The organism is Bacillus sp. 1735sda2 (assembly GCF_024159245.1).
In the GTDB taxonomy this organism is placed as follows: domain Bacteria; phylum Bacillota; class Bacilli; order Bacillales; family Bacillaceae; genus Bacillus; species Bacillus pumilus_O.
The window spans coordinates 428100-452446 of the sequence record NZ_JAMYWZ010000001.1 but is presented as its reverse complement, the minus strand read 5'-3'; the positions used below and the strand labels follow the sequence as shown (position 1 = coordinate 452446).

General features: G+C 43.5%; 22 protein-coding genes. 9 read left to right on the top strand and 13 right to left on the bottom strand.

The annotated features are described in order from the left end of the window. Position 1 precedes the first annotated feature (1 nt). Positions 2-436, bottom strand: a complete 435-nt coding sequence (locus NKR21_RS02160; RefSeq protein ID WP_012008933.1) for a PTS mannitol transporter subunit IIA — start codon at positions 434-436, stop codon at positions 2-4. 96 nt (positions 437-532) lie between these two features. Continuing rightward, positions 533-1975 (bottom strand): PTS mannitol transporter subunit IIBC, encoded by a 1443-nt coding sequence (locus NKR21_RS02155; RefSeq protein ID WP_144457034.1) that lies wholly within the window; start codon positions 1973-1975, stop codon positions 533-535. Positions 1976-2481: 506 nt separating this feature from the next. Here NKR21_RS02155 and NKR21_RS02150 point away from each other — a divergent pair. From NKR21_RS02150 to NKR21_RS02140, 3 genes are all read left to right on the top strand, one after another. Beyond that, a complete protein-coding gene (locus tag NKR21_RS02150; RefSeq protein ID WP_012008931.1) occupies positions 2482-4116 on the top strand; it encodes a copper resistance CopC/CopD family protein in 1635 nt (544 codons plus the stop codon). A gap of 16 nt (positions 4117-4132) precedes the next feature. Next, positions 4133-4747: a YcnI family copper-binding membrane protein gene (locus tag NKR21_RS02145; protein ID WP_012008930.1), complete on the top strand. Its 615-nt coding sequence runs from the start codon at positions 4133-4135 to the stop codon at positions 4745-4747. A gap of 157 nt (positions 4748-4904) precedes the next feature. Beyond that, positions 4905-5501: an NAD(P)H-dependent oxidoreductase gene (locus NKR21_RS02140; RefSeq protein ID WP_012008928.1), complete on the top strand. Its 597-nt coding sequence runs from the start codon at positions 4905-4907 to the stop codon at positions 5499-5501. 233 nt (positions 5502-5734) lie between these two features. Here NKR21_RS02140 and NKR21_RS02135 read toward each other — a convergent pair whose 3' ends face one another. Genes NKR21_RS02135 through gabT form a run of 3 tightly spaced genes read right to left on the bottom strand, consistent with a single transcriptional unit; the run spans position 5735 to position 9830 of the window. Next, on the bottom strand, positions 5735-7129 hold the full coding sequence (locus tag NKR21_RS02135; protein WP_144457035.1) for an NAD-dependent succinate-semialdehyde dehydrogenase: 1395 nt from the start codon (positions 7127-7129) through the stop codon (positions 5735-5737). Beyond that, positions 7104-8492 carry an APC family permease gene (locus NKR21_RS02130; protein WP_012008926.1) on the bottom strand — a complete coding sequence of 463 codons (1389 nt, stop codon included), beginning with the start codon at positions 8490-8492 and terminating at the stop codon, positions 7104-7106. Before NKR21_RS02130 ends, NKR21_RS02135 begins: the two co-directional genes overlap by 26 nt. Positions 8493-8513: 21 nt before the next feature. Continuing rightward, positions 8514-9830 (bottom strand): 4-aminobutyrate--2-oxoglutarate transaminase, encoded by a 1317-nt coding sequence (gene gabT / locus NKR21_RS02125; protein ID WP_012008925.1) that lies wholly within the window; start codon positions 9828-9830, stop codon positions 8514-8516. 108 nt (positions 9831-9938) lie between these two features. Between gabT and gabR the strand changes: the two genes are divergently transcribed. Beyond that, positions 9939-11363, top strand: a complete 1425-nt coding sequence (gene gabR, locus NKR21_RS02120; protein WP_144457036.1) for a MocR-like transcriptional regulator GabR — start codon at positions 9939-9941, stop codon at positions 11361-11363. A gap of 30 nt (positions 11364-11393) precedes the next feature. Here gabR and NKR21_RS02115 read toward each other — a convergent pair whose 3' ends face one another. Continuing rightward, positions 11394-11705 carry an ArsR/SmtB family transcription factor gene (locus NKR21_RS02115; protein ID WP_012008923.1) on the bottom strand — a complete coding sequence of 104 codons (312 nt, stop codon included), beginning with the start codon at positions 11703-11705 and terminating at the stop codon, positions 11394-11396. Positions 11706-11817: 112 nt separating this feature from the next. Between NKR21_RS02115 and NKR21_RS02110 the strand changes: the two genes are divergently transcribed. The 5 genes from NKR21_RS02110 (at position 11818) to NKR21_RS02090 (ending at position 17206) form a co-directional block, all read left to right on the top strand. Continuing rightward, a complete protein-coding gene (locus NKR21_RS02110) occupies positions 11818-12192 on the top strand; it encodes a hypothetical protein (RefSeq protein ID WP_012008922.1) in 375 nt (124 codons plus the stop codon). A 138-nt stretch (positions 12193-12330) separates the two neighbouring features. Further along, on the top strand, positions 12331-13197 hold the full coding sequence (locus tag NKR21_RS02105) for a TetR/AcrR family transcriptional regulator (RefSeq protein ID WP_225970050.1): 867 nt from the start codon (positions 12331-12333) through the stop codon (positions 13195-13197). Between the two features lie 16 nt (positions 13198-13213). Next, positions 13214-14647: an MDR family MFS transporter gene (locus NKR21_RS02100; protein WP_012008920.1), complete on the top strand. Its 1434-nt coding sequence runs from the start codon at positions 13214-13216 to the stop codon at positions 14645-14647. Positions 14648-14819: 172 nt separating this feature from the next. Beyond that, positions 14820-16196 carry an aspartate kinase gene (locus NKR21_RS02095; RefSeq protein ID WP_144457037.1) on the top strand — a complete coding sequence of 459 codons (1377 nt, stop codon included), beginning with the start codon at positions 14820-14822 and terminating at the stop codon, positions 16194-16196. A gap of 164 nt (positions 16197-16360) precedes the next feature. After that, entirely contained in the window at positions 16361-17206 is an 846-nt protein-coding gene (locus NKR21_RS02090) for a GAF domain-containing protein (RefSeq protein ID WP_012008918.1), read from the top strand. Between the two features lie 28 nt (positions 17207-17234). Here the strand turns inward: NKR21_RS02090 and NKR21_RS02085 are convergent, their stop codons facing one another. The 7 genes from NKR21_RS02085 to NKR21_RS02055 form a co-directional block, all read right to left on the bottom strand. Then, positions 17235-18662, bottom strand: a complete 1428-nt coding sequence (locus NKR21_RS02085) for a sensor histidine kinase (RefSeq protein ID WP_119124411.1) — start codon at positions 18660-18662, stop codon at positions 17235-17237. Further along, on the bottom strand, positions 18652-19335 hold the full coding sequence (locus NKR21_RS02080) for a response regulator transcription factor (protein ID WP_012008916.1): 684 nt from the start codon (positions 19333-19335) through the stop codon (positions 18652-18654). The genes NKR21_RS02085 and NKR21_RS02080 overlap by 11 nt, the downstream gene beginning before the upstream one ends. A 234-nt stretch (positions 19336-19569) precedes the next feature. Next, a complete protein-coding gene (locus NKR21_RS02075) occupies positions 19570-20904 on the bottom strand; it encodes an MmgE/PrpD family protein (RefSeq protein ID WP_144457038.1) in 1335 nt (444 codons plus the stop codon). After that, positions 20895-22052 (bottom strand): amidohydrolase, encoded by a 1158-nt coding sequence (locus tag NKR21_RS02070; RefSeq protein WP_144457040.1) that lies wholly within the window; start codon positions 22050-22052, stop codon positions 20895-20897. Before NKR21_RS02070 ends, NKR21_RS02075 begins: the two co-directional genes overlap by 10 nt. 33 nt (positions 22053-22085) lie before the next feature. After that, positions 22086-22832, bottom strand: coding sequence for an amino acid ABC transporter ATP-binding protein (locus tag NKR21_RS02065; protein ID WP_012008912.1), 747 nt, complete (start codon positions 22830-22832; stop codon positions 22086-22088). A gap of 12 nt (positions 22833-22844) precedes the next feature. Continuing rightward, positions 22845-23519, bottom strand: a complete 675-nt coding sequence (locus NKR21_RS02060; protein WP_003214174.1) for an amino acid ABC transporter permease — start codon at positions 23517-23519, stop codon at positions 22845-22847. Positions 23520-23543: 24 nt separating this feature from the next. After that, positions 23544-24338 (bottom strand): amino acid ABC transporter substrate-binding protein, encoded by a 795-nt coding sequence (locus NKR21_RS02055; protein ID WP_012008911.1) that lies wholly within the window; start codon positions 24336-24338, stop codon positions 23544-23546. Positions 24339-24347: the final 9 nt, after the last annotated feature.

The window sequence follows — 24347 nt, the reverse complement described above, 5'->3', positions numbered from 1 at the left end:
GTTAGTTCACCTCGTTAAAGATGGCGATCAGTTCATCCTGATCCTTGGCATGGATAATGCGTTCTACATTTTCCTCTTCTGAACAGACAATCGCAATTTGAGAAAGAATATCGAGATGTTCGTTGTTTTTACCAGCGATGCCAAAAACGACTTTGGCGATATTTCCTTCGCCGTATTCAACACCATCTGGAATTTGAATGATGGAAATCCCAGAATGAAGGACAGCTGCTTTTGCATCCTCTGTTCCATGAGGTATCGCAATCCCATTGCCCATAAATGTAGATGAGATATTTTCTCTTTCAAACATTTTGTCAACATAATCACTTGTGACATAGCCATTTGCCACTAAGACTTCGCCTGCTTTTTTGATGGCTTCTTCTTTCGATCCTGCTTGTTCGTTTAGAAAAATATTGTCTTTTGAAAGTACTTGTTTCATGAATGATCACACACCTTTTTTAGAATGGAAAATCAGGAAAACAACCAAAACGGGGAGTTCAATGAAGAAAAATTGAACTCAACCCGTTTCATCATGTTATTTTTTCAATTTCTCAATCAGCTCATCGTATTTCGGACTGTTTAAGAAATTATCTACTGAGATATGCACAGCGCCTGACAATTTCGCCTTCGCTCTGTCTGTTAAATCTTTATGAGTAAAGACCACATCAGCGTCATTCGGAATGTTGCTGATGGATGTGTTTGTCACATCAATATCAAGCTCTGCCTTTTTGACTTTATTCTTTAAAATGGATGCGCCCATCGCACTTGAGCCCATTCCTGCATCGCAGGCAAAGATGATTTTGTTCACGTCATCTGGAATCACATCACTTGGAGATGCTGCTTGTTCGTTTGCTTCAGCACCTTCTTTTTGAGCTGTAAGAGCAGCTGCTGCTGCACTTTTCTTCCCTTTCATGTCCTGCATTTTTTCTGTTGCTGCTGTTAAATCCTCGTCAACTGCTTTAGAGGCTTTTAAAATTACAGAAGCGACAAGGAAAGAGACGACGGTTGCCACGACGACACCTGCTAGAACAGCAAGATGTCCGCCTTTTGGTGACATGAGCATAAGAGCGATAATACTTCCTGGTGACGGCACAGCCTTTAAGCCTGCATTTAACAGGGTAAAGGTCAGAACGCCGCTCGCTCCCCCTGCAATGACCGCTAAAATAAGCTTTGGTTTCATTAAGATGTACGGGAAGTAAATCTCATGAATACCGCCTAAAAATTGAATGACAATCGCACCCGGTGCAGACTGCTTTGCGTTCCCTCTTCCGAAGAACATGTATGCAAGTAAGACACCTAAACCTGGTCCTGGGTTTGTTTCAAGCAAGAACAGAACAGACTGCCCTGTCTTCGCCGCTTGCTCTACCCCTAACGGACCTAAGATTCCTTGGTTAATCGCATTGTTTAAGAACAAGACTTTTGCTGGTTCAATGAAAATACTTGCCAGCGGAAGCAAATGTGCATTCACAATGATATCTACACCTGCCGCAAGGGCTTTATTTAGACCAAGTACAACTGGTCCGATAGCATAGAAGGCAATCGCGACAAGAATGGCACCTAGAATCCCTGCCGTAAAATTATTCACAAGCATCTCAAAGCCCGATTTGATTCGATCTTTGAAGAGCTGATCAATTTTCTTAATCAAGTAACCGCCAAGTGGTCCCATGATCATGGCACCTAAAAACATCGGAATATCTGACCCGACAATGACCCCAATCGTTGCGGTTGCACCGAGTACCCCGCCTCGATGGTCGTATACGAGTTTACCGCCTGTGTAACCGATTAAGAGCGGCAGTAAGTAGTTGATCATTGGGCCCACAAGTGTAGCTAACTGTTCATTTGGCAAATAGCCACTCGGAATAAACAGTGCCGTAATGAGTCCCCAAGCGATAAATGCTCCAATATTCGGCATAATCATGCCGCTTAAATAGCTTCCAAAGCGCTGTACTTTTACGCGAAATCCGCTTTTTTCCTGCATCTATGAAAACTCCTTTCTTCTCTCCCTTTATTGAGGGCTTTATAGGTCAAAAGATATAAGAACAAGTGTCAGTGAAGCCCTTACCCCTATCGTAAAACGCTTTCACTTTCCCTTCAATTGAAACTAAATGTCACTTTGTCACTTAGTGTGTGACAAAATTGAAATATGATATGAATTCTCTTTCAGAGCATAGGGAAATCCGGGTAAAAAGGTTGACGTGCCGTGGTTTTGACGCAAAATTCATCGGAATTTCACAACTTTTAAATCGTCACTTCTTGTTTCCTCTTCTTAAATCGAATAGGCTTATACATGATCAAACTTATTCAATCAAGAAATGTCTGCGCAGACATGACACAGAAAAAGTGAACCATCTTGCTGTTTGTTTCGTTTACCTTTTAGAGTGAGCGGCACAATAGGAGGAGCGGTTTTTTCTGTGACTCACAGTTTACTGCCGCTTTCTTTCTGATACATGAGACATTTTCAAAGGTAGAAAGGCGGTTATTACCTTGTTGAAACATAGTAAGTGGCTTCTGCTTCTGATCATCACGTTCGCTTTTTTCATTCCAAAGGAAGCATTTGCCCATGCATACGTCGTCAGTTCGAATCCAGCTGCAAATGAAGAGCTGGAGAAGCAGCCTCCTTCGGTCTCTATCACATTTAGTGAAGGAATCGAAAGTGGATTTCATGCCATTAAGGTGCTAAATGCAAAAGGGGATCGTGTGGATCAAGGAGATACGGTCATTAAAGATCAAAAAATCATGGAAGCTGCTTTAAAAAAGGATTTACCAAAGGGGATTTATACCATTCAGTGGAATGCAGTATCAGCAGACGGTCACTCTGTCTCTGGTATGATCCCGTTTAGTATTGGCAAAGCGGATGGCGGTTTTGACCAATTAGATCAAGGTCAACCGAACGAATCTATTGATGTTGCCTCGACCATAGACAAAGCCTTTCTTTATACGTCGTTTAGTTTATTTCTCGGGACCATTTTGTTTGGACTGTTATGGTTTCGGGCAGCCATTTCACCTATATTAGCGAAACGAATGAGACGGCTTTTGACATTGTCACTGATCATGATGGGCGGAGCTCTCGTGTTTCAGCTGCCGATTCAAACCAAATCAGCGGCAGACGTTTCCTTTTTGGGAGCATTTCAGCCATCGCTTCTGCAAGAAACCATTGCGTCGACTTCTGGCGGTAGTTTGTGGATGATGCTCATGGTGTCATTTGTTCTACTAACCATCTGGAGCATCGTTGCGATGAAAAAAGGGGATTTTACTTCTTTTCAGGTATGGTTGTTTCCACTGCTCCTATTCGCAGTACTTCTCTGGCTGAAAGCACAAATCGGACACCCAGCAGCAACTGATAATAAAATACTGACAACGTCACTTGATTTTATCCATCTCGTTTCTGCATCGATCTGGGTCGGTGGTTTAACAGCCATTGTGCTTTTATTGTTGAAGAAGCTGCCAAATGGAGATCAGCCGCTCATCAGAAATACGTTAAAGGCGTTTCACCCTTGGGCACTGCTCTCTGTTGGACTCATTGTGTTTTCAGGATTTGTGAATGCAATCTTTATTTTGCAATCGTTTGATGCTCTTTTCGAATCAGCATACGGACGAACCTTTTTAATCAAGCTTGGTTTATTTATCTTGATGGGCCTTCTTGGGCTTGTCCATTACTTGATGCTCAGATGGGAAAAGAAACAGAAACGAAACGTTTCGTTACGTGCTGAGTGGATGATCGGAATCGCTATTTTGTTATTAACAGCTGTGTTTACCAATATTCCAAGTCCTCCTCCGCCTGCACCTGAGCCGTTCTTCGGCGCAAACCAAGTGGAGCATCGTGACATTGTGTCCATGAGCATAACGCCGAATGCCCCGGGGAAAAACACATTCGAGGTCGCATTTACGAAAAAGGATGGACAAACGATCACTGATATCCAATCTGTGTCGGCCAAGATCCATAAAGTCGCCTTATTCGGTGAAGAGAAACCGAGTGAATTTCAGCTGAAACGATTAAAAAATGGTCATTACTCTGCTGAAAACCTCTTGTTAAATGAAAAAGGCACTTGGAAAATTGAAATCCATGCGTTAACTGGTTCTTTTGAAAATATCGATACCACATTTATTAGAAGAAACTAAAAGGAGTTCATACCATATGAAAAAATATGTTAAAGCTTTATTACCAATGCTTCTCGCTTCATTTTTATTGGCGATTCCTGTGAGTGCGCACGTCACGGTTAAACCGGATACATCTGCGACAAATGCGTGGGAAACATACACGTTGAAAGTACCTTCTGAAAGTGACAGTCCAACAACAAAGGTTGTCATCACAATGCCTAAGGGCGTAGAATTCCAGCAATACGAGCCAGTACCCGGCTGGAAAACGTCAACTGAAGAAAAAGATGGCAAGGTGACAAGAGTAACTTGGGAAGCAACGGGTAAAGGCGTGCTTGCCGGACAGTTCCAGCAATTCGTTTTTGTAGCGAAAAACCCTGAAAAAGCAGGCGAAGCTGCATGGGATGCATATCAATATTATAAGGATGGAACGGTCGTTGAATGGACTGGCGATAAAGAGGCTGATAAGCCGCATTCAATCACAAACATTGTCGCCTCTAATACGGTAACGGATTCCCATGGTCAAGAAAAACCTAAAGAAGAAAAGGCATCAGAAACAGCCTCCAATTCTTCTTCACCACTTGTGCTAGGGTTGTCCATTGCTGCTCTAGTTTTAGCACTCATTGCGCTTGGGCTTGCTTTTAGAAAAAAATAATTGATTCGTAAGCGATCGTTTTCATAGAAACGATCGCTTTGTTTCTTTTCACCTTGAACACAAGACCATTTTCCCAACCTATTATTACCATTATAGGATTGAATAGGATTAACGCGCATGCCATAATGAGACACATGACCACCTAGGAGGCTTTAAGATGAACCATCTCATTATATTTGCTCATCCCCAGCAAAGCTTAAATCAAACCTTATTAGATCTTGTTGTTAGTACTCTTTTGAACAATGGTCATAAAGTGACTGTTCGTGATGTTTATGCTCTTGGTTTTTCGCCAGAACTAAGCATTTGGGAAAAGGCTGCGATCAAACAGGGGGATGTCCCGATGGCCATTCAAACAGAGCAGAAGCTGATTCAGCAAGCTGATGTCCTAACGTTTATTTTTCCTATTTGGTGGACAGGCTTACCCGCTATGTTAAAGGGCTATGTAGAACGTGTTTTTTCTGAGGGCTTCGCTTATCAAATCAACGAGCATGGGGCTATTGAAAACCTGCTTCGACATAAAAAAGGTGTTATTATCAACACGCACGATGCACCAAGGGCCTTTCTTGACTCTAACCTGATCTTTTCCGCCTCCCATCGCATGACAGCAGATACAGAAGTCTTCAATTATATTGGTATTGAGCCTGTTGAACGACTTTTGTTCAGCAGCATGGAGCAGGCACCCGCAGATTACATCCATGAAATTCTGAAAGAAACAAAAGAAACGGTGGAGCAGCTCTTTCCGCCGGCTGTTTAACATAAAAAAGACTGCCGAGATTTCTCAGGCAGTCACAGATAGTTGACAAAGGACGAAATTGCCCTTTGTCTTCTTTTCAGCGTGATAGAAAACCTTTGCAGTCTAGGAAGGACGAGCACCGGAGCGGAGCGAATTTGACATTCGTGAGCACCGAAGCGCAGACCTGACAACGAATGCGATGGTTTGTCTACACGCTGAGACTGCCAAGATTCCTCAGGCAGTCTTTTTCACATTTATTCGTCTAACCCAATAGATACATATTTTGTTTCTAAATAAGGCTCGATTCCTTCGATGCCGCCTTCACGGCCAATTCCGCTTTCTTTCATTCCTCCGAATGGTGCTTGGACAGCCGATGGCCCCCCATCATTCCAGCCAATAATCCCGTAATCAAGATTCTCTGAGATGTAGAGGCCGGTTCGATAATTTTCTGTAAAGAAATAAGCTGCAAGACCAAAAGGTGTGTCATTCGCTAATTCAATTGCTTCATCTAGTGTTTTGAACGTCGTAATCGGTGCCACTGGACCAAAGGTTTCTTCATGCATGATGTTCATGGAAGGGTCTACATGTGTGAGAACAGTTGGCTGGACAAAATAATACGACTTGTCATCATCGAAATGCGTATCTCCACCGACAAGGATTTTCGCCCCTTTATCGACTGCATCTTGAATTTGGCTGACAATTTTATCAAAGCCGCGCTTGTTTATAATTGGGCCGATGGATGTGCCTTCTTCAAAGCCATTTCCCACTTTCAGCTTTTCGACTTCTTTGCTAAAGACTTGAGCAAATGCTTCATGAATGTCTTCATGCACAATTAAGCGGTTGGCACAGACACAGGTTTGTCCTGCATTACGGAACTTAGATGCCACTGCTTGTTTGACAGCTAGTTCAAGATTGGCATCTTTGTCTACGATGAGCGGGGCATGACCACCAAGCTCCATTGATACATGCTTGACTGTACTTGCACTGTTTTTGATCAAATGCTTTCCGACTGGCGTTGAGCCTGTGAATGTGATTTTGCGAATCAGTGGGCTATCTGTGAATATTTCACCGACTTCTTTTCCATCTCCGATTACCCATTGCAGGGCATCCTCTGGGATTCCGGCTTCGTGGCCTAATTTCACAAGTTCAATAGCCGTCAGCGGCGTGTCTTCAGCAGGCTTCACAATAAAGGTACAGCCCGCTGCAAGTGCTGGTGCTGCCTTTCTCGTGATCATGGCTGCTGGGAAATTCCACGGTGTAATGGCCGCAACAGGTCCAACTGGCTGCTTTGTGACAAAAAGTCGTTTGTTCGTCGTATGTGACGGAATGGTTCTACCATAGATACGTTTGGCTTCCTCTGCGTACCATTCTATATATCCAGCTGCATAAACGATTTCCCCTAATGCTTCTTGATATGGCTTCCCGTTCTCTTTCGTGATGATTTTTGCGAGCCTTTCTTTATGTTCAATCATGAGATCAAACCACTTGCGAATGATATTGGCACGTTCATGCGCTGACGTTTTTGCCCATGATTTGAATGCTTGATGTGAGCGCGAAATGGCGTCTTCAATTTGTTCTTTTGTATGCTGAGCAACTGAAGCAATTTCTTCCCCTGTTGCAGGATTATACACTTTGAGTTCGTTTGTCATGCTCTACCGTCTCCTTCGTTCTAGGATTCATTACATATAGTATATACCCAATGAGTGCCCAACCTAAAAGCAATATCCATTCAGCTGGCCATGATAAGGAGGCCGGCATCCCCGGAAAATAAAATGAAAGAAAAAGGAGACTCAGCCCGATGGCTAAAACGCCTGTCGTCCGCCAATATTTAATGCGGTATGGACGCTCAAGTTCTGGTTCTGCTTTACGAAGTTTCATAAAGGCAATGGACACAATTAAGTAACCCACAATGATCCCGACACCACCTGCATTGACAATCCATACAAGGGCAGGGCGCCCTAATAATGGAGCGAAAAAAGCCAAAGCACCAAGAAATAAAATGGCATTTGTCGGCGTTTTATACTTTGGATGAATATACGCAAACCATTTGGAAATCATGCCTCTTTCCGCCATCGCATATAGAATACGACTTGCACCGATGATAAAAGCATTCCAGCTCGTCACAATCCCTGCTACACCACCAATGACAAGCACTGTCCCAAATGCTTGATGACCGAGAAGTTGCACCATCGCATCTGCTGTCGCCAAGGAAGAGGCTTCAAGCTGTCCTTTTGATAGCCCCGCAGCTACTCCAAAGACAATAAGCAGATAAAATACGACCGCACTCACGATGGAGATAATGAGAATCCTCCCAATGATTTTCTTTGGCGCATTGATCTCCGCCGCCACTTGAGGGATGACATCAAAGCCAACGAATAAAAAGGGAATCATGACTAAAACTGCCATGAGACCGCCAACCCCGCCTTTAAACATCGGCTCAAGGTTTGCTAGATTTCCGTTAAATGTGGCGCCACCTAAAAGAAGGAAACCTGTCAGGATAATGGCCACTGTAAAAACAGATTGAAAAATAGCAGCTGGCTTGGCGCCAATATAGTTAAGCGCTGTTAAAAATAAAGCACCACCAGATCCAATCAACACCCATGTAAAATAAACGTCCCATCCCCCTATATTCCATAGGAAGCCAACATGCTGTGTTGGAATGACATAATCAATAACAGTTGGCAGTGCAACCGCCTCAAACGTAATCACCGAGACATAACCAAACAGCACGCCCCATGCCGAGACAAAAGCGGATTTTATCCCAAATGCCCGCTGGACAAAGACAAGCCCTCCTCCCGTCTCTGGAATGGCAGACGAAAGCTCAGCATACGTGAGTCCAATAAAGATGACGAGAATACCGCCGATGACAAAGGCGATGACACTACCTAAAAATCCTGCTGTTAAAATCCAATCTCCCGAAAGTACAACCCAGCCCCATCCAAGCATTGCACCAATGGATAAAAACAGTACGTCTGACTGCGACATGGTTTTTGCCATTTGTTGTTTTTGCATACAACCATCCCCCTTTGTTGTTTAGCGTGCTTTGAAGGCGTCCTCGATGATCCCTAGTCCTTCTTGAAGCAGCTCATCTGTGATGACAAGTGGTGTTAAGAAGCGAATAATATTCCCATTAATCCCTGCCGTTAATAAGAGCAGCCCGTGCTCGTTTCCATATGATGCAATCGCTGCGGCTGTTTTCTTATCTGGTGTACGCGTTGTTTGATCTTCCACAATTTCAATTGCCGCCATTGCCCCTAACCGGCGGACTTCCCCAATGAATGGATATTTTGTTCTCCAATGATTTGCTTTGTCCTCAATGACTTGTCCGATGTGTTCAGATCGTTGATTCAGTTGTTCTGTTTCAATAATATCAAGAACTGCTAATGCTGCCACACAGCCTAATGGACTTCCTGCGTATGTTCCCCCTAGCTCCCCTGGATCTGCCGCATCAAGCAGTTCTTTTCTGCCGACAACGCCGCTTAGTGGCAACCCAGCAGCAAGAGATTTTGACACAGTGATTAAGTCCGGCACCACATCAAAGTGCTCAATCGCAAAGTATTTCCCTGTTCTTGCAAAGCCTGTTTGGATTTCATCTGCTACAAACACAATCCCGTGCTGCTGACAGAATGAAGCAACATGCTGAACAAAACGCTTCGATGGTACAATGAATCCGCCCTCCCCTTGGACTGGCTCCATGACCACACACGCAACAGTTTCTGGTGCAACAGTAGCGACGAAAAATTGATTGAATTGATCAATGATGTACTCATCGTAGGCTGCATCGCTTAATCCTTCTGGCTTCTGATAGTAATATGGGTATGGCGCTTGATACACCTCTGACGCAAATGGTCCGAACCCAAATTTGTATGGCTTGACCTTACTCGTCATGCTCATCGTCATATTCGTTCTGCCGTGGAAGCCTCTTGTAAACGACACAACGGCCTGCCTTTTCGTATATTTACGTGCAATTTTCACCGCATTCTCAACAGCTTCTGCACCTGAATTAAGGAAAATGGCTTTTTTGTCATGGTCACCTGGTGTGAGGTGACATAGCTTCTCTGCCAATTCGATATACGATTCGTACATCATCACGTTGAAGCCTGGGTGAATCAGACTGTCTGCCTGTGCTTTGACAGCTTCCACAACCTTTGGATGTGAATGTCCTACATTTAACGTACCAATCGCGCCAGCAAAATCGATAAAACGTTTCCCATCGATATCGAATAGCTCGGCACCCTTCCCCTTTGCTGCAAGATGACGGTTGCCATTACTCACGCCTCTTGCGACGTATTGATCTCTTTTCCCCTGCCATTCCTCAGTTGAAAAACGGTTTGTTGTCGTTTGACTCATTGTCATCCATCCCCTTTATGTCTTTTTTATTATTCTGAATATTTTTTGGTATGATAGAAAGTACCAATATCATTTTTTTCATGGTACCAGAGAGGAAGGAATGACGACATGCTGACAATTCAACTAGATCAAACAGGGGCAAACGGATTTATTTATCATCAAATTTACACGAAAATTAAAGGTGAAATTTTAAATCGAAACCTTCAGCCGCACGATCAATTACCTTCAAAACGAGAGTTAGCCGATACATTAAATGTCAGCGTCAATTCAGTGAATGGCGCATATCAGCAGCTACTTGCCGAAGGATATTTATATTCAGTTGAACGCAAAGGTTTCTTCGTGGAATCACTCGAAACGTTTCATGAGTCAGGTCAGCTGAAACCCTCTTCCCTTCCAGCAGATTTAAAAGAAGAGCCAATTGCACGAGACGATTGGTATTCCTTTTCACATATCTCTGTGGATACAGCCAATTTTCCTTTTAAAAGCTGGCTGAAAAGTGAACAAAAGGCGATCAGTCTCCACCAAGAAGCATTTGGTGAGCTTCCGCATCCACAAGGCGTGTACGAGCTTCGAGAAACAATTGCCCGGTTAATCGGGCTTGCACGGGGAGTCAAATGCTATCCAGAACAGCTCATTTTAAGTGCAGGCACGCAGTCACTTATTCATTCGTTATCAAGCATTCTTCCAGCCGATCAAGTATACGGGTTAGAAAACCCTGGCTATCGCCGGCTCTATCAAATGCTGAAAAGCAATCATCATCAAATTGAAACGATTGGCATTGATCCAAAAGGAGTACGGATGAGTGACATTCAGAAGAAAGAGCCGAATGTGTTGATCATTACCCCCTCACATCAATTCCCAACAGGAGTGATTATGCCAATTTCCCGGCGGATTCAGCTCTTAAACTGGGCAGCCGATCAGCAAGACCGTTATATTATTGAGGATGATTATGACAGTGAATTCAAGTACGGAACAGACAGCATTCCGGCACTGCAAAGTTTGGATCGATATGACAAAGTCATTTATATGGGAACCTTTTCAAAATCATTGTTGCCAGGCTTAAGAATAAGCTACATGGTGCTCCCGCAGCATTTATTGAGACGTTATAAGGAAGAACAGCACTTCTTCATTCAAACAGCCAACCTTTTTACACAATACACCCTTCTTCATTTTATAAAGGACGGGGCGTATCAGCGGCATATTAAAAGAATGAATGGTTTATATGAGGAAAAGCGGAAGCAACTCATTGAAGAGCTCGACACGGTGTTTGCTGAAAATGTGCGAATTATTGGGGAAAATGCTGGACTTCATTTTATCGCAGAGTTCCGTTCAAACCGCACGCAACATGAGATTTTACAGCGAGCCAAAGAAAGAAAGCTGAAAATGTATGGAATGGACCGTTTTACCCTTGATGAGCAATTACCGGGGCATCAGGAAGGCTTTGTTCCGCTCGTCCTCGGCTTCTCTCATATGAGACCAGAGGATATTGAGCCGGCGGTAAAACGTCTGTATGAGGCGATTTATGGGAAATAAAACAGCCAGCTGCTCTACTAGACAGCTGGCTTACCACCGCTCTTTATCTACGGCTAGAATGGATGACATGAGCCCAGGAAAAGCGGTCTCGATGTCTTCTTTTCTTAAAGAATAGTAGCGGTGTTTTCCGTCAATTCTCACCTTCACAATGCCTGCCTCCCTCAGCACTTTGAAGTGATGGGAAAGCGTAGATTTGGCAATATTCATCTCATACGTGCCGCATGTCCTCTCCCCCGCTTCTGCTAAGCAGCGGACAATTTCTAACCGAATTGGATCAGCCAATGCGTGCAAAACAGAAATCAGTCTCATGTCTTCTTGGGTTGGATGGGTTGGATTATTCATACGATAAATGTATCGTATTTTGTTCTAACATACAATCTCGTTACTCGACTATGACATTGTAACGCGGAAACGACTATGACTCATAGACACTATTTTGAAGGGAAGAACCTTTTTGACACGTACAATATGGACTTGCTTATTCATGCTCTTATTGGCAACGAGCTTATGCGCTTGCCAATCTGTTCAGCAATTTGAGTCAAAACGACCTAGTGCAGAAGAGGTATTAGCTCTCGATGAACAGGCAGATTTATTTCAATGGGGAAAAACGGTCTATGAAGCAAATGTAGATTGGACCCATCAATTAACCGTCACTAAAGATCAGCAATTAGGTGTGATTCAGAAAACTGCTGCCAAACATTTTCATCATGGCACGGCTACCCATTTGAAAAAAGGGACAGCGATTTACTCTGTCAAGGAGCGAAACGACCTTTTGATTGCCGAACTTAACGGACAGATCATCATATATGCCGCACATGCAGAAGGATAAAATACCTGTCATAAGATAGGTATTTTTTTAAGTTTCTTTTCTTGTCATAGGTCATTGGTTTTGTTATCATTGCAAAAGTGACCACTCGGTTTCCATTGTGACCATATGGTTTTGCCGATTCGGAAAGGACTTATGAAGATGAACGAAAAGCAAGAAGAGATTTTGCGGGTTTCGAAGAAATTATTTTCTCAAAAAGGCTATATGAGTGTCTCCATGCAGTCAATCGCCGATGCCTGTAAAATATCAAAAGCGTCTATTTATAAACTGTTTGATTCAAAAGAAGCTCTTCTATTAGAACTGATTAAATACAATCAGTGCAAAATGAGAGAGATTTCTCAGATCATTCATTCAGAAACGACGCTGTCCAAAAAGGAAAAATTCACAAAGAAGATCAAGCTTGAGCTTGAAGAGTTTAAAGAGAATCATAAATTTTTGAATATGCTGTCCTTTGAAGCTTTTTCACAGCATTCGCCCATTGTCATTAAGCATTTACGTGAGACACGCACCATTATCATGCAGCGGCACAGAGACATTATTTTAAGCACATATGGTGAATCTGTTGCGCCTTACGTCTGGGATCTTGTCATTGTCCTCAACGGATTAATGAGAGAATTCATCTTAATGCTGGCGATTGAGCGCAAGAACATCCAATTAGAAAATGCCGCTGAAATGATTATCGGTGTGATGGACCGTGTATCGAAAAAGCCTTGCTCTATTGAGCCTGTGCTAACAGATGAGCTGATGGACTCTTATTTGCTTTCCACACAGGATGAATATGATGAAGAAAAGCTTGTCATCTCGTACTTAACGAAGATCAAACAAGAGCTTCACACACTGTCAAACGGAGAAGAAAAGGACGATCTCCTCTCTGCGTTTGAACTGCTAAGTGAAGAATTATCAAAGGACCAACCGAGAACCTTTTTAATCAGTTCACTACTTGATTATTTAGGCAAAAACAGCGTTTTATCACAAAACGTGTCACAGCTGAAAAGCATCATCTTATAGATAAAGAAGGGATAACATGAATCAATCTACAACATCGTATAATCGATCTGTGATTGTGGGGATTTTCCTCGTTGGGGCATTCGTTGCCATTTTAAACCAAACATTGCTGATTCCAGCGATCCCACATATCATGGAGGAATTCAATATTGATGTCAGCAAAGGACAGTGGCTCACCACAGCCTTTATGCTGACAAACGGGATCCTCATCCCGATCACGGCTTTCTTAATCGAGAAATTTTCTAGCCGTTCTTTAGTTTTAACAGCGCTTAGCATCTTTACAGCCGGTACCATTCTTGCTTCATTTGCAACGAATTTCCCTGTATTACTTGCAGCGCGTATCGTGCAGGCAGCCGGCGCAGGGATTTTAATGCCGCTGATGCAAACGATCTTTTTAACCATTTTCCCGAAAGAAAAACGTGGTCAGGCAATGGGTATGGTCGGACTTGTCATATCTTTCGCACCAGCTCTTGGACCAACACTTGGCGGCTGGATTGTTGATTCCTTCAGCTGGAAGTTCTTGTTCTATATTGTTCTGCCAATCGGTATCATTGATCTCATTCTTGCTTTCTTCTTAATGAAAAATGTAACGCAGCAAAGAGAAACACGAATTGATGTGTTATCAGTCATCTTGTCGTCCTTCGGTTTCGGCGGACTGCTTTACGGATTTTCTAGTGTTGGCACATATGGCTGGACGAGCGCCACTGTCCTCATTTCGCTGATTGTCGGCGCTGTGAGCTTGTTCTTCTTTATTCTGCGTCAGTCGAATTTGACAAGACCGATGCTTGAGTTTGGCGTCTTTAAGTTTGCGATCTTTAGCTTAACGACCTTCCTTGGGATGCTTGTTTTTGCTTTATTGATTGGGACAGAGACGATTTTGCCGCTCTATACGCAAAATGTGAGAGGATTGTCTGCTCTTGATACAGGGCTGATCTTATTGCCTGGTGCACTCTTTATGGGGCTCCTCTCACCAATTATTGGACGGATTTTTGATAAAGTCGGCGGAAAAGGGCTGGCATTAGGCGGGTTTACGATACTTACCGTGACGACCTTGCCATTTATGCTGCTCACCCTTGATTCATCCATCGCCCTCATTACAGTCGCTTACACACTTCGCTTGATCGGTGTTGGGATGATCATGATGCCGCTGACAACAGCAGGTATTAACTCTTTACCGCCTCATTTGATCCCGCATGGGACAGCGATGAATAACACGATGAGACAAATGGGTGGTTCCATTGGGACAGCTGTGCTTGTCTCCATCATGAGCAGCTCTGCTGCAAATGCAGAATTGGCCAGCCCCTTAAAATCAGCCGTTCATGGAATGAATACGTCATTCTTCATTTCTGGTCTGATCGCAGTCCTTGGGCTCGTCCTCTCCTTTTTCTTAAAGGAAAAACGCAATTCTAAAGTGATGAAGCAGGAGTTATCTTCCTCCTCCTCTTCTTCATAAGAAAAAGAGCTCGGCATATCGCCGGCTCTTTTTTCATATACTCACGTTATCGTCCTCCCCAAAAACACATTTGTATTTTCCATGAAGAAAAACCTTGATAATTTAAAGAAAAGAGTTGATAATAGGAACTATTCAATTTGTGAGAAAATTTTTACTATAGGAGATGTATGCATTGAAGGTCGTTAAATTTGGTGGCAGTTCACTTGCATCTGGCAAGCAGCTGCAAAAGGTATTTGACATTGTAACAGCAGATCCAGCTCGAAAAGCAGTCGTTGTTTCCGCACCAGGAAAACGGCATTCAACGGATACGAAGGTCACCGATCTATTAATTAGCTGTGGTGAGCAATATTTACGTTTAGGCGAAGCACACGATTTACAGGAAGCTGTCATTGAACGGTATGCCTCGATTGCGGATGAACTTGGGTTAAGTCATGACGTGATTGACACCATCCGGCAAGATCTAGATAGCCTCTTACAGGCAGATACGTCTCATCCTGAGCGATATCTTGATGCCATTAAAGCAAGCGGTGAAGACAATAACGCAAAGCTGATTGCTGCCTATTTCCGCTATCAAGGTGTCGAAGCTCACTATGTGAACCCAAAGGAAGCTGGTTTATTTGTGAGCGATGAGCCTGGTCAAGCGCAAGTCCTTCCAGAGTCATATGATCATTTGTATAAATTAAGAGAGCGCTCTGGCATCATCATATTCCCTGGCTTTTTTGGATTTAGTTTATCGGGAGACATCGTTACCTTTTCTCGCAGCGGCTCCGATATTACCGGTTCCATTTTGGCAAACGGTTTGAAGGCAGATGTGTACGAAAACTTAACAGATGTGGATGCTGTTTATGCTGTCAATCCAACGATCGTTCATGAGCCAAAGGAGATTACAGAGCTAACATACAGGGAAATGCGCGAGCTATCCTATGCTGGTTTTTCCGTTTTCCATGACGAAGCACTCATTCCAGCCTTCCGTGCAGGCATTCCTGTGCAGATTAAAAACACCAATAACCCTTCGGCAAAAGGCACAAAAATCGTGAACCAGCGGGATCATACCAATGGACCCGTTGTCGGAATCGCTTCAGACAGTGGATTTTGCAGCATTTATATTAGCAAATATTTAATGAACCGAGAAGTCGGTTTTGGGCGTAAGGTGCTGCAAACGTTAGAGGAATATGGACTTACGTATGAGCATGTCCCTTCTGGCATTGATGATATGAACATTATTTTAAGGCAGGATCAGTTGGAGGAGCAACATATTGAACAAGAGCTACTCGATCGCTTAAAGCTAGTGCTTGATGCAGATGAGGTCGTGTTAGAACCGAATCTCTCCCTCATTATGATTGTAGGAGAAGCGATGCGTCACAATGTTGGCACCACAGCAAGAGCGGCAAAGGCGCTGTCAAAAGCGAAGGTCAATATTGAAATGATCAATCAAGGCTCCTCAGAGGTCAGCATGATGTTTGGCGTCAAAGCGGCTCAAGAAAAAGAAGCTGTGCAAGCGTTGTATGAGGAATTTTTCTCTATGTCTACTGTTCCTGTCTCTCTTTAATGAGCAGGCTGCCAGATCTCAGGATCGGCAGCCTTTTTTGTTCTCGCCCGATTCACATGGATTCGCGCATTAAAGTATATCTATTTCTCGTTTGATTTTGTATGATAGAGACAAACCAACTATTGTTCCGATATATGATCGGAGCTACAAGGAGTCCTAAAACAATGCCTCGTCAACAACTATTAAAACAGTTTCGCAATTTTCATGATGCTTCTACGAGTATTTTAAATATGATGAGTCAATTCACTAATGTGAATACACTGTTTATTGCTAAAAACGATCAAACCACCAATCAGATTGTAAAGGTGCTAAATCATGACGAGCAGCTTCTTGACGAAGGAGAAGAAATTCCTTACGAGAAGACATTTTGCAAGCTGGCGGTCGATCATCAGGCTACGCTTGTGATCCCTGATATATCATCGGATGACCGTTCTAAATCCTTAGAGGTCACGAAACGTCTCCAAGGCGGATCATTCATCGGAGTGCCGATTGATTTTACAGATGGTACGAACTACGGAACGATTTGCGGGCTTGATTCAAGGCCGCAACAATTCACAGATGAGCATGTGCATATGTTTGAAACGATGGCTTCTCTATTAAGCTACGTTCTTGAACTAGACCGTGCCAACCGGCAGATTCAGCAATTATCTGTACCGATCGTCCCAGTTGTTGACGGTGTCGCTGTGCTTCCTCTACTTGGTGATATCGAGGAGACACGTGCTCAGCATATATTAGAAACCATTTTACAGGAAAGCTACAGGCTGTCGCTCTCTCATTTGGTCATTGATGTATCGGGAACAAAACGCCTGAATGAACAGAGCATTCAATATTTGGTCAGCTATGCGCAAACGCTGAGACTTTTAGGGATTTCGGCTGTTTTAACAGGAATTAAACAGGACCTTGCTTTAAGTGCGATTCAATCGAATATTTCCTTTAAAGACATCACCATTCGGAAAGACTTGCCGCAGGCACTTGCTCATATTGGCTTGACGTTTACTAAGACGGAATAAGGAATGAACACAAAAGGGCTAACATCAGTTAGCCCTTTTGTTGTGACAGCGGTAAACGAATCGTAAATGTCGTTCCCTTATATTTCTCACTTTTCAAATCAATCTGTCCTTCATGCAAATCCACGAGCTGCTTGACGATGGACAAGCCAAGTCCATATTCTCCATACGGTGTAGTCGTTCTCGAAATATCCGCTTTATAAAAACGTTCCCAAATGTGTTTGACTTCTTCTGGTGCAATACCTACTCCTGTGTCTTCTACTTCAATGATCGTTTCCCCATCCTCTTCTTTCCCTCTCAACACAATGCGGCCGCCTTCTGTAAACTGAATAGCGTTCTTTGTGATGTTGACGAGGATTTGAATGAGCCGATCATAATCTGCGTATACCTTTTGGTCAGGATTCACCTCTACAATGAGCTGATTGTTTTTCTCTTCAGCCATACGATTCAGTTGCTCCTTGATCACTTCAAACGTATCAATGAGTGGATAGTGAAATTTTTGAAGGGTGATTTGATTCGACCTGATTTTCTCATAATCCATATTTTCATTGACGAGACGCAGCATTCGTTTTGTCTCATCAGTGATGAGCGCATAGCATTTCTCTTTCTCTTCTGCCGGCACATCCGCAGTATTCAGCCATTCGACCAATCCTCGAATGGTCGTCAGCGGTGTTTTCAATTCGTGAGACACATCTGCGATAAATTGTCGTCTCCGTTTTTCGAGCCGGTCAATTTCCTCCCTTGACCGTTGAAGACGATTCGCCATCATATTAAAATCCTCACCTAGTGTGCCAATTTCATCAAGGTGTTTGTTTTCAAGATGGATGTTGTAGTCACCATGCGCAATTTTCTCAGTTGCCTCTCTCAGTTTTTTAATACGATTCACATGAAACTTCGACAGAAACAGACTGAGAATAAAAGTAATCGTCAATGCCACAAACACGATGATATATAAATACCGATTCATTTGAGCAATTAGTTCCTCTGCTCCTTGAATAGGAGCAATGAGCACAACCCCGCCCTTCAGCTTTCCGTCCTCTATGACAGGAAGTGCCACAAGGGATGCTTCTTGATCAAGTCGGCGTGAATCACTCCGCTTGACAATGATGTCTTCTCCTTTTGCGAGCTTAGTCCACAAATCCTTTGTGAGTAAAGCTTCATGCGGCGGCATCTCTTGCTGCTGAGTTAGTACATTCCCTTTTTCATCAAAGACGAAAAAGCGAATTTGTCTTGTCGAGAGAATGTCTTCAAATGGACGGAGGCGGAAGTTCATCTCGGCTTTCGGTAGCTGTTGAAAATTCCGCAAAATTTCATTCCCATAAGATTTCATTTCATCCACTTTGTTCTGATAGGCAATATCTTTCACAAAATGAGACATGAGGGTGCTGATAATAATGATGGCAATGAGCAATAACCCAAGGTGACTCATCAGAAGCTGGTAAAAATATTTAATCTTCATCGAACTTATACCCTACGCCCCATACCGTATACAGAAAGGGCTTAGGTCCGTCTCCGATTTTTTGGCGCAGCCGTTTAATATGAACATCGACCGTTCGTTCATCTCCATAAAATTGATATCCCCAAATTTGCTCCAGCAATTGCTCGCGCGAAAATACTTGCCGAGGGTGCTGAATAAAAAAGCACAGCAAATCATATTCCTTCGGCGTCAGATTCTCAATTGGCTCACCATCTAGAAAAACCTCTCTTGTTTTTTTATCTAACAGGAAATGTGCTGTTGCCAGACGTTCGTCTTCTTTTTGAATCGTTGTTTGCGTGAATCGGCGTTTCACCGCTTTGATTCTTGCCATTAAGGTCAGGGGGCTAAAAGGCTTGGTCACATAATCATCTGCCCCTAGATCAAAACCAAGCACCTGATCAGACTCCGTCTCCTTTGCTGTCAGCATAATGATCGGAACATCACTGATCTGACGCACCTTTTGACAGATGGTTAGACCATCCATTGAAGGAAGCATGATATCTAATATCAGCAGATCCCAATCATCTTCTTGCTTAAACCGATTTAAGCCGTCTTGACCATCATGAACGAATTCCGCCTGAAACCCTTCTCTTTGAAAAAACATTTCGGTCATTGTACACACACTCTGATTGTCTTCAATCATTAATATCTTCATCATCAGCCTCCGCTGTTGCCATTGTATTTCTTTTATGTAGCTTTATTTTACATGTTCCATCTTAAATCTCAATTGGATTCAAGTGATTTCTTGAACTTATCATAGTTTGGTCATCTTTTCTTCATACTTTTTAATAGAGTGAGATGTTGTAGTGAATTGTATTGTTATTTTAAATAGGATAGGATTATGTACGTAAAGAGAGCTCACCTATTAAGGGTGAGCTCTCTTTCTTGATCATGCCAGCATCTGCTTATAAGAAGAATCGTTTCCGTCTTCAACGGCCTGTAAGATCTGCTGTGCATAAAATGCGTCCGTAACACTGTTTAATTTTTGCATGATGTCTTCTTTCGATAGTGCATGGCCAGGTGCTCCCCGCGGAATATCGACTCGTTTGCTGATGGTGGTGCCATCAGACAAGGTGAGCTTCACAATCGTAAAGCGACCTTTTGGGACAGCATCTGGATGAGGTTCTATCGTTTGGTCGTATCCTCTCTTCACCCGTTTCATCCATGTGCGTATTTGTGATGAAATAGGTTTTTTCGTAAAGGCATCCAGCGCCAGCGTCTGTCCAAACGCGGCAAGTGCGATCACATATTCGACACTGAATCGCCCTTCTTCTCCAGTCGAAGGTGTCCGCTCAATAAGCGCTGCATCTCCGCCAGGCGGGAACAGGACATCTACTTGTTTCACCTGCTCCGGTGAGAAAGGATGCTCTTTCATTAAGGATAGGATTGCATCGGCAGCATGATGCGCCGCTGAGCAGAACGGATAGACTTTGAACCATAGACCTGGCGACACGATACGCCACGCAGTGCCATAGTCTTCTAGCAAACGCCTTTCCGATAGTTTCTGATCTCCATAGAGAGAAAAGAAACCCAGCTCTCCATCCAGAAGCGATTCACTCCCGCCAAAACCTGAACAAGCTAAATCCATAGACCAGACAGCTGTTCTAGCCGCTAAGCCGGCTTGTAATGGTTTCATATCAGAGCCGAACTGCTTTCGCATGCCGGCAGATTGCGCTCCAGCAAAGCCGATTGCCTTCATTAACTCTTCCTGTGAGACCTTTTTTAAATACCCAATGGCACATACTGCCGCAATGGCTCCAAGGGTTCCGGTATTATGCCAGCCTCGCTCATAATGCGCTTTGCCGATGGATTCGCCAAGCCTTGCCATCACTTCAACGCCTGTGATGTAGGCTGCTAAAAATCGATCGCCAAACCCTTTTCCGTCTGATAGCTGTGATAGCAATGCTGGAATGATCACCGCACTTGGGTGTCCTCTCACGTCTGAATGCACATCATCATAATCAAGGGCGTGGATCAAGTAGCCGTTCAGCATCGCTGCGGATTGACGACTGACCTTTTTCCCTTGTCCGATGACAGGAATTTGAGCTTCTCCGCCTTCTTGTTCCACAAGTGCCATGAGCTTTTGAATTCCTTCGTCCTCTTTCGCAGCAAGCGCCGCCGCCGCAGCGTCTAACAGACCATGTCGAGCCATTTCTACCGCCCGATGATCTTGAAGTGGATCAGCAGACAGTACAGCCTCTGCCAATTGTTTTGTTAATTCCATGATCGTGACTCCAATGCCCGAACAGCAAGCTCGGCAAAAAAGGCAGCGGCAACAGGGAGTGCGCCTTCATTCAGTGTAAAGGCGGGATGATGCCATTCCTCGGTACCGCTCGTCCCCATCCATACGAAAAAGCCTGGAATGTGTTCTTGATAAAGGGCAAAATCTTCTCCGCCCGGTGACTGCTCTGCCTGAACGACTGTGAGATCCAGCACGCTTGCCGTTTCTTTGACCACCTTTGTTAAACGATCGTCATTTAGCACAGAAGGCAAATACGGATGCCATTTCACTTCGCCTTTTGCCCCAAATCCTTCGGCAATCCCCCTCACGATTTGCTTCATGAGCTCTGGAATCATCGCTCTCACTTCAGGCTCAAATGTCCGAACGGTTCCTTCCATCTCAACACGATCAGGAATCACATTCCATGATGTACCGCCTTGAATACGTGTGATACTGACGACTGCATGATGCAATGAGCTGATTCGCCGGCTGACGATTTGTTGAAGAGCACTTGTGATCTGCCCGCTGATGGCAATGGGATCTACCGTGTGATTCGGAATACCTGCATGACCACCCGTTCCTTTAATATCGATTTCAAACCGGTCTACACTCGCCATTAAAGCTTTTTCTCTAACGCCTATAGTGCCAACTGGCAGGTTAGGTTTGTTGTGCATACCAAAAATGGCATCCACTCCATCTAAAACGCCTGCCTCTATGACATGTTTTGCTCCTTGCGCGACTTCCTCAGCCGGCTGAAACAAAATACGGACCGTTCCTTTGATCTCGTGTTTCCGTTCTTTTAATAAAAGAGTCGCTCCAAAGATAGAAGCTGTATGGAAATCATGACCGCAAGCATGCATTTTCCCCGGTACCTTTGAGGAAAATGGTTCGCCAGATGCTTCTTCAATCGGAAGTGCATCAATATCAGCCCTCAGGACAATCGTTGGTCCCTCTTGTTCTCCTTTGATTTCACAGACAACACCTGTTTGAAGAGCTGGAAAATCGAGTACGGTGATCCCCTCCTCTTCTAACCAGCTGCGCAGTTTTTTAGTCGTTTCATATTCTTCAAATGCCAGCTCTGGATGCTCATGAAGCGCTCGGCGAATGTTAATTAAACGTTTGTTTAATGCTTCATTTCCTATTGATTTCACTGGTACTCACCCCTCTAAAGAGTAAAAAGCAGCTTATGCTTCTTCAGCCGCTGCTTCTTTTTGGATAAATCGTTTTGTTCGTTCATTCTTCGTTTCATCAAATAACTCAGTTGGTGTGCCCTGTTCAATAATATGACCATCTGCCATGAAAATCACATGGTCTGCTACTTCTCTTGCAAACGCCATTTCATGTGTCACGATGATCATCGTTGTTTCTTGGATGGCAATGGATTTAATCACTTGAAGCACACCCGATACAAGCTCTGGATCAAGTGCCGATGTTGGTTCATCGAGTAAAATCGCATGTGGATCAACCGCTAATGCGCGGGCAATCCCGATTCGCTGCTGCTGTCCGCCAGATAACGTGACTGGATAGCTGTCAGCCTTTTGCTCTAATCCTACCTGCTTTAGCAGCTTCATTCCAATCTCATTTGCCTGTTGCTTCGTCATTTTTTTCGTCACAAGCAGTGATTCTGTAATATTTTGCAGTGCGGTCTTGTTTTTAAACAAATTATAGTTTTGAAACACCATAGCTGTTTGTTGACGCAGGTGATGGGCTTCTTTTCGTGTATATTTAGACGCATCGAGCTTTGCATCGCCAATTTCAATCGTGCCTTCATCTGGTATTTCTAATAAATTTAAGCAGCGCAGCAAGGTGGATTTACCGGAGCCAGAAGGTCCGATAATGGCCACAACCTGCCCTTTTTGCACGTCAAGATTGATTCCGTCTAAGACGACAAGGTCGCCAAATGATTTCTTCAAATTGGTGAGCTTGATCATGTCCACACCTCCTTAATTCCGGTAAGGTTTGCTGATTTTTCGTTCAAATAGGTCTTGAAGGAAGCTATAAATGATGGTCATCACCCAATACACAATCCCTACAGCTAAATAGGTTTCAAAGTATTTATAGTTCGCTGACGCAATCATCTTCCCTTGTGCAAACATTTCTGCCACACCAATCGTAAAGGCAAGAGATGTTTCTTTTAAAAGACCGATAAAGGTATTCCCCGTCGCTGGAATCGCATTTCTAATTGCCTGCGGGAAAATAATTCTGACGTAAGATTGCCATCTTGTCATGCCGACAGATAGACAAGCTTCTAGCTGCCCTTCATCTACAGAGTTGAGGGCCGCTCTGAAAATTTCTGCTAAGTATGCTGAGTTTTTAATACTTAATCCGATAATGACCGCTGTTAGGGCATCCATTGAAGTCATCGCAGGGAATAGCTGCGGAAGACCAAAATAAATGAGAAAGAGCTGAACCAAGGTTGGAACCGCTCTGAAAAAAGAAATATACAGCTTGGCAAATTGGTATAAAACAGGTATCCGGTTTTTCGTAATAAGAGCGAATACCACACCAATGATAATGGCAAATACCATGGAGACAATCGCCATGAAGATCGTTATCGGCAAGTATTGAATCAATGTCGGAAAAACCGTCACCATATACTGCCAATCAATTTTGTTCATGTCTGCTCTTCACCGCCGCTGTCGTTATTTTTTAATTGGCACCGTGACATCGTCTTTGAAATACTTCTCAGACAATTTTTTCAGTGTCCCGTCTTCTCTTAATTCTTTGATCGCTTTGTTAAATTCTTCTCTTAGCTTGTCATGCTTTTTATCTTTGGCAAATGGGTAGCCTACTTCTTCATACACAATGGGGTTGCCAACAATTTTGAGCGGCAGACCTGTTTTTTCAATTTGAGCCAGCAATACACTGCGTCCGTTGACATAAGCATCTACGCGGCCATTTGCCACTTCATTTAAGACACCATCTTGCGTTTCATATGTTTTAATATTGATTTTTTTGTCCGGATCTTTGCTCTCTAAGTTTTTGGCGTGGTTAGAGCCAAGAACTGCCGCCACTGTTTTTCCTTTTAAATCATCAAGACCTTTGATGTCGTTGTTGTCTTTTTTCACGATGATTTGTGTTCCTGCATATGCGTACGTATCAGTAAAGTTAAACGTTTGTTTACGCTCATCTGTGACTGCGACTTGGTTTGACACTGTATCCAGCTTACCGGATGTCAGCTGCCCCATTAGTCCGCTGAATTCACTTAACTGCCAGTCTAGTTTATAGCCGAGTTTTTTTGCGATAGCTTCAGTGACTTCAACATCAAAGCCAACAAGCTTGCCATTGTCTTTATAAGCAAACGGATAGCTTTGCCCTGTGGCGCCTACTTTTAATACTTTTTCGTCTTTTCCTTCACTCTGATTGTTGCCGCCGCAAGCTGCTAAAACTGCCAGCATTGCTGCAAATAGAATGACTAGCCACTTTTTGTTTTTCATGTTCGTATA

What these genes read in the sequence shown, in the direction of transcription:
- NKR21_RS02115 (WP_012008923.1), bottom strand. Translation starts at nt 11,705, where the DNA reads ATGAATAATCCAACCCATCCAACCCAAGAAGACATGAGACTGATTTCT.
- NKR21_RS02075 (WP_144457038.1), bottom strand. Translation starts at nt 20,904, where the DNA reads ATGGAATTAACAAAACAATTGGCAGAGGCTGTACTGTCTGCTGATCCA.
- NKR21_RS02080 (WP_012008916.1), bottom strand. Translation starts at nt 19,335, where the DNA reads ATGAAGATATTAATGATTGAAGACAATCAGAGTGTGTGTACAATGACC.
- NKR21_RS02105 (WP_225970050.1), top strand. Translation starts at nt 12,331, where the DNA reads ATGAACGAAAAGCAAGAAGAGATTTTGCGGGTTTCGAAGAAATTATTT.
- NKR21_RS02155 (WP_144457034.1), bottom strand. Translation starts at nt 1,975, where the DNA reads ATGCAGGAAAAAAGCGGATTTCGCGTAAAAGTACAGCGCTTTGGAAGC.
- NKR21_RS02065 (WP_012008912.1), bottom strand. Translation starts at nt 22,832, where the DNA reads ATGATCAAGCTCACCAATTTGAAGAAATCATTTGGCGACCTTGTCGTC.
- NKR21_RS02055 (WP_012008911.1), bottom strand. Translation starts at nt 24,338, where the DNA reads ATGAAAAACAAAAAGTGGCTAGTCATTCTATTTGCAGCAATGCTGGCA.
- gabT (WP_012008925.1), bottom strand. Translation starts at nt 9,830, where the DNA reads ATGAGTCAAACGACAACAAACCGTTTTTCAACTGAGGAATGGCAGGGG.
- NKR21_RS02090 (WP_012008918.1), top strand. Translation starts at nt 16,361, where the DNA reads ATGCCTCGTCAACAACTATTAAAACAGTTTCGCAATTTTCATGATGCT.
- NKR21_RS02135 (WP_144457035.1), bottom strand. Translation starts at nt 7,129, where the DNA reads ATGACAAACGAACTCAAAGTGTATAATCCTGCAACAGGGGAAGAAATT.
- NKR21_RS02085 (WP_119124411.1), bottom strand. Translation starts at nt 18,662, where the DNA reads ATGAAGATTAAATATTTTTACCAGCTTCTGATGAGTCACCTTGGGTTA.
- NKR21_RS02145 (WP_012008930.1), top strand. Translation starts at nt 4,133, where the DNA reads ATGAAAAAATATGTTAAAGCTTTATTACCAATGCTTCTCGCTTCATTT.
- NKR21_RS02140 (WP_012008928.1), top strand. Translation starts at nt 4,905, where the DNA reads ATGAACCATCTCATTATATTTGCTCATCCCCAGCAAAGCTTAAATCAA.
- NKR21_RS02060 (WP_003214174.1), bottom strand. Translation starts at nt 23,519, where the DNA reads ATGAACAAAATTGATTGGCAGTATATGGTGACGGTTTTTCCGACATTG.
- NKR21_RS02100 (WP_012008920.1), top strand. Translation starts at nt 13,214, where the DNA reads ATGAATCAATCTACAACATCGTATAATCGATCTGTGATTGTGGGGATT.
- NKR21_RS02130 (WP_012008926.1), bottom strand. Translation starts at nt 8,492, where the DNA reads ATGCAAAAACAACAAATGGCAAAAACCATGTCGCAGTCAGACGTACTG.
- gabR (WP_144457036.1), top strand. Translation starts at nt 9,939, where the DNA reads ATGCTGACAATTCAACTAGATCAAACAGGGGCAAACGGATTTATTTAT.
- NKR21_RS02160 (WP_012008933.1), bottom strand. Translation starts at nt 436, where the DNA reads ATGAAACAAGTACTTTCAAAAGACAATATTTTTCTAAACGAACAAGCA.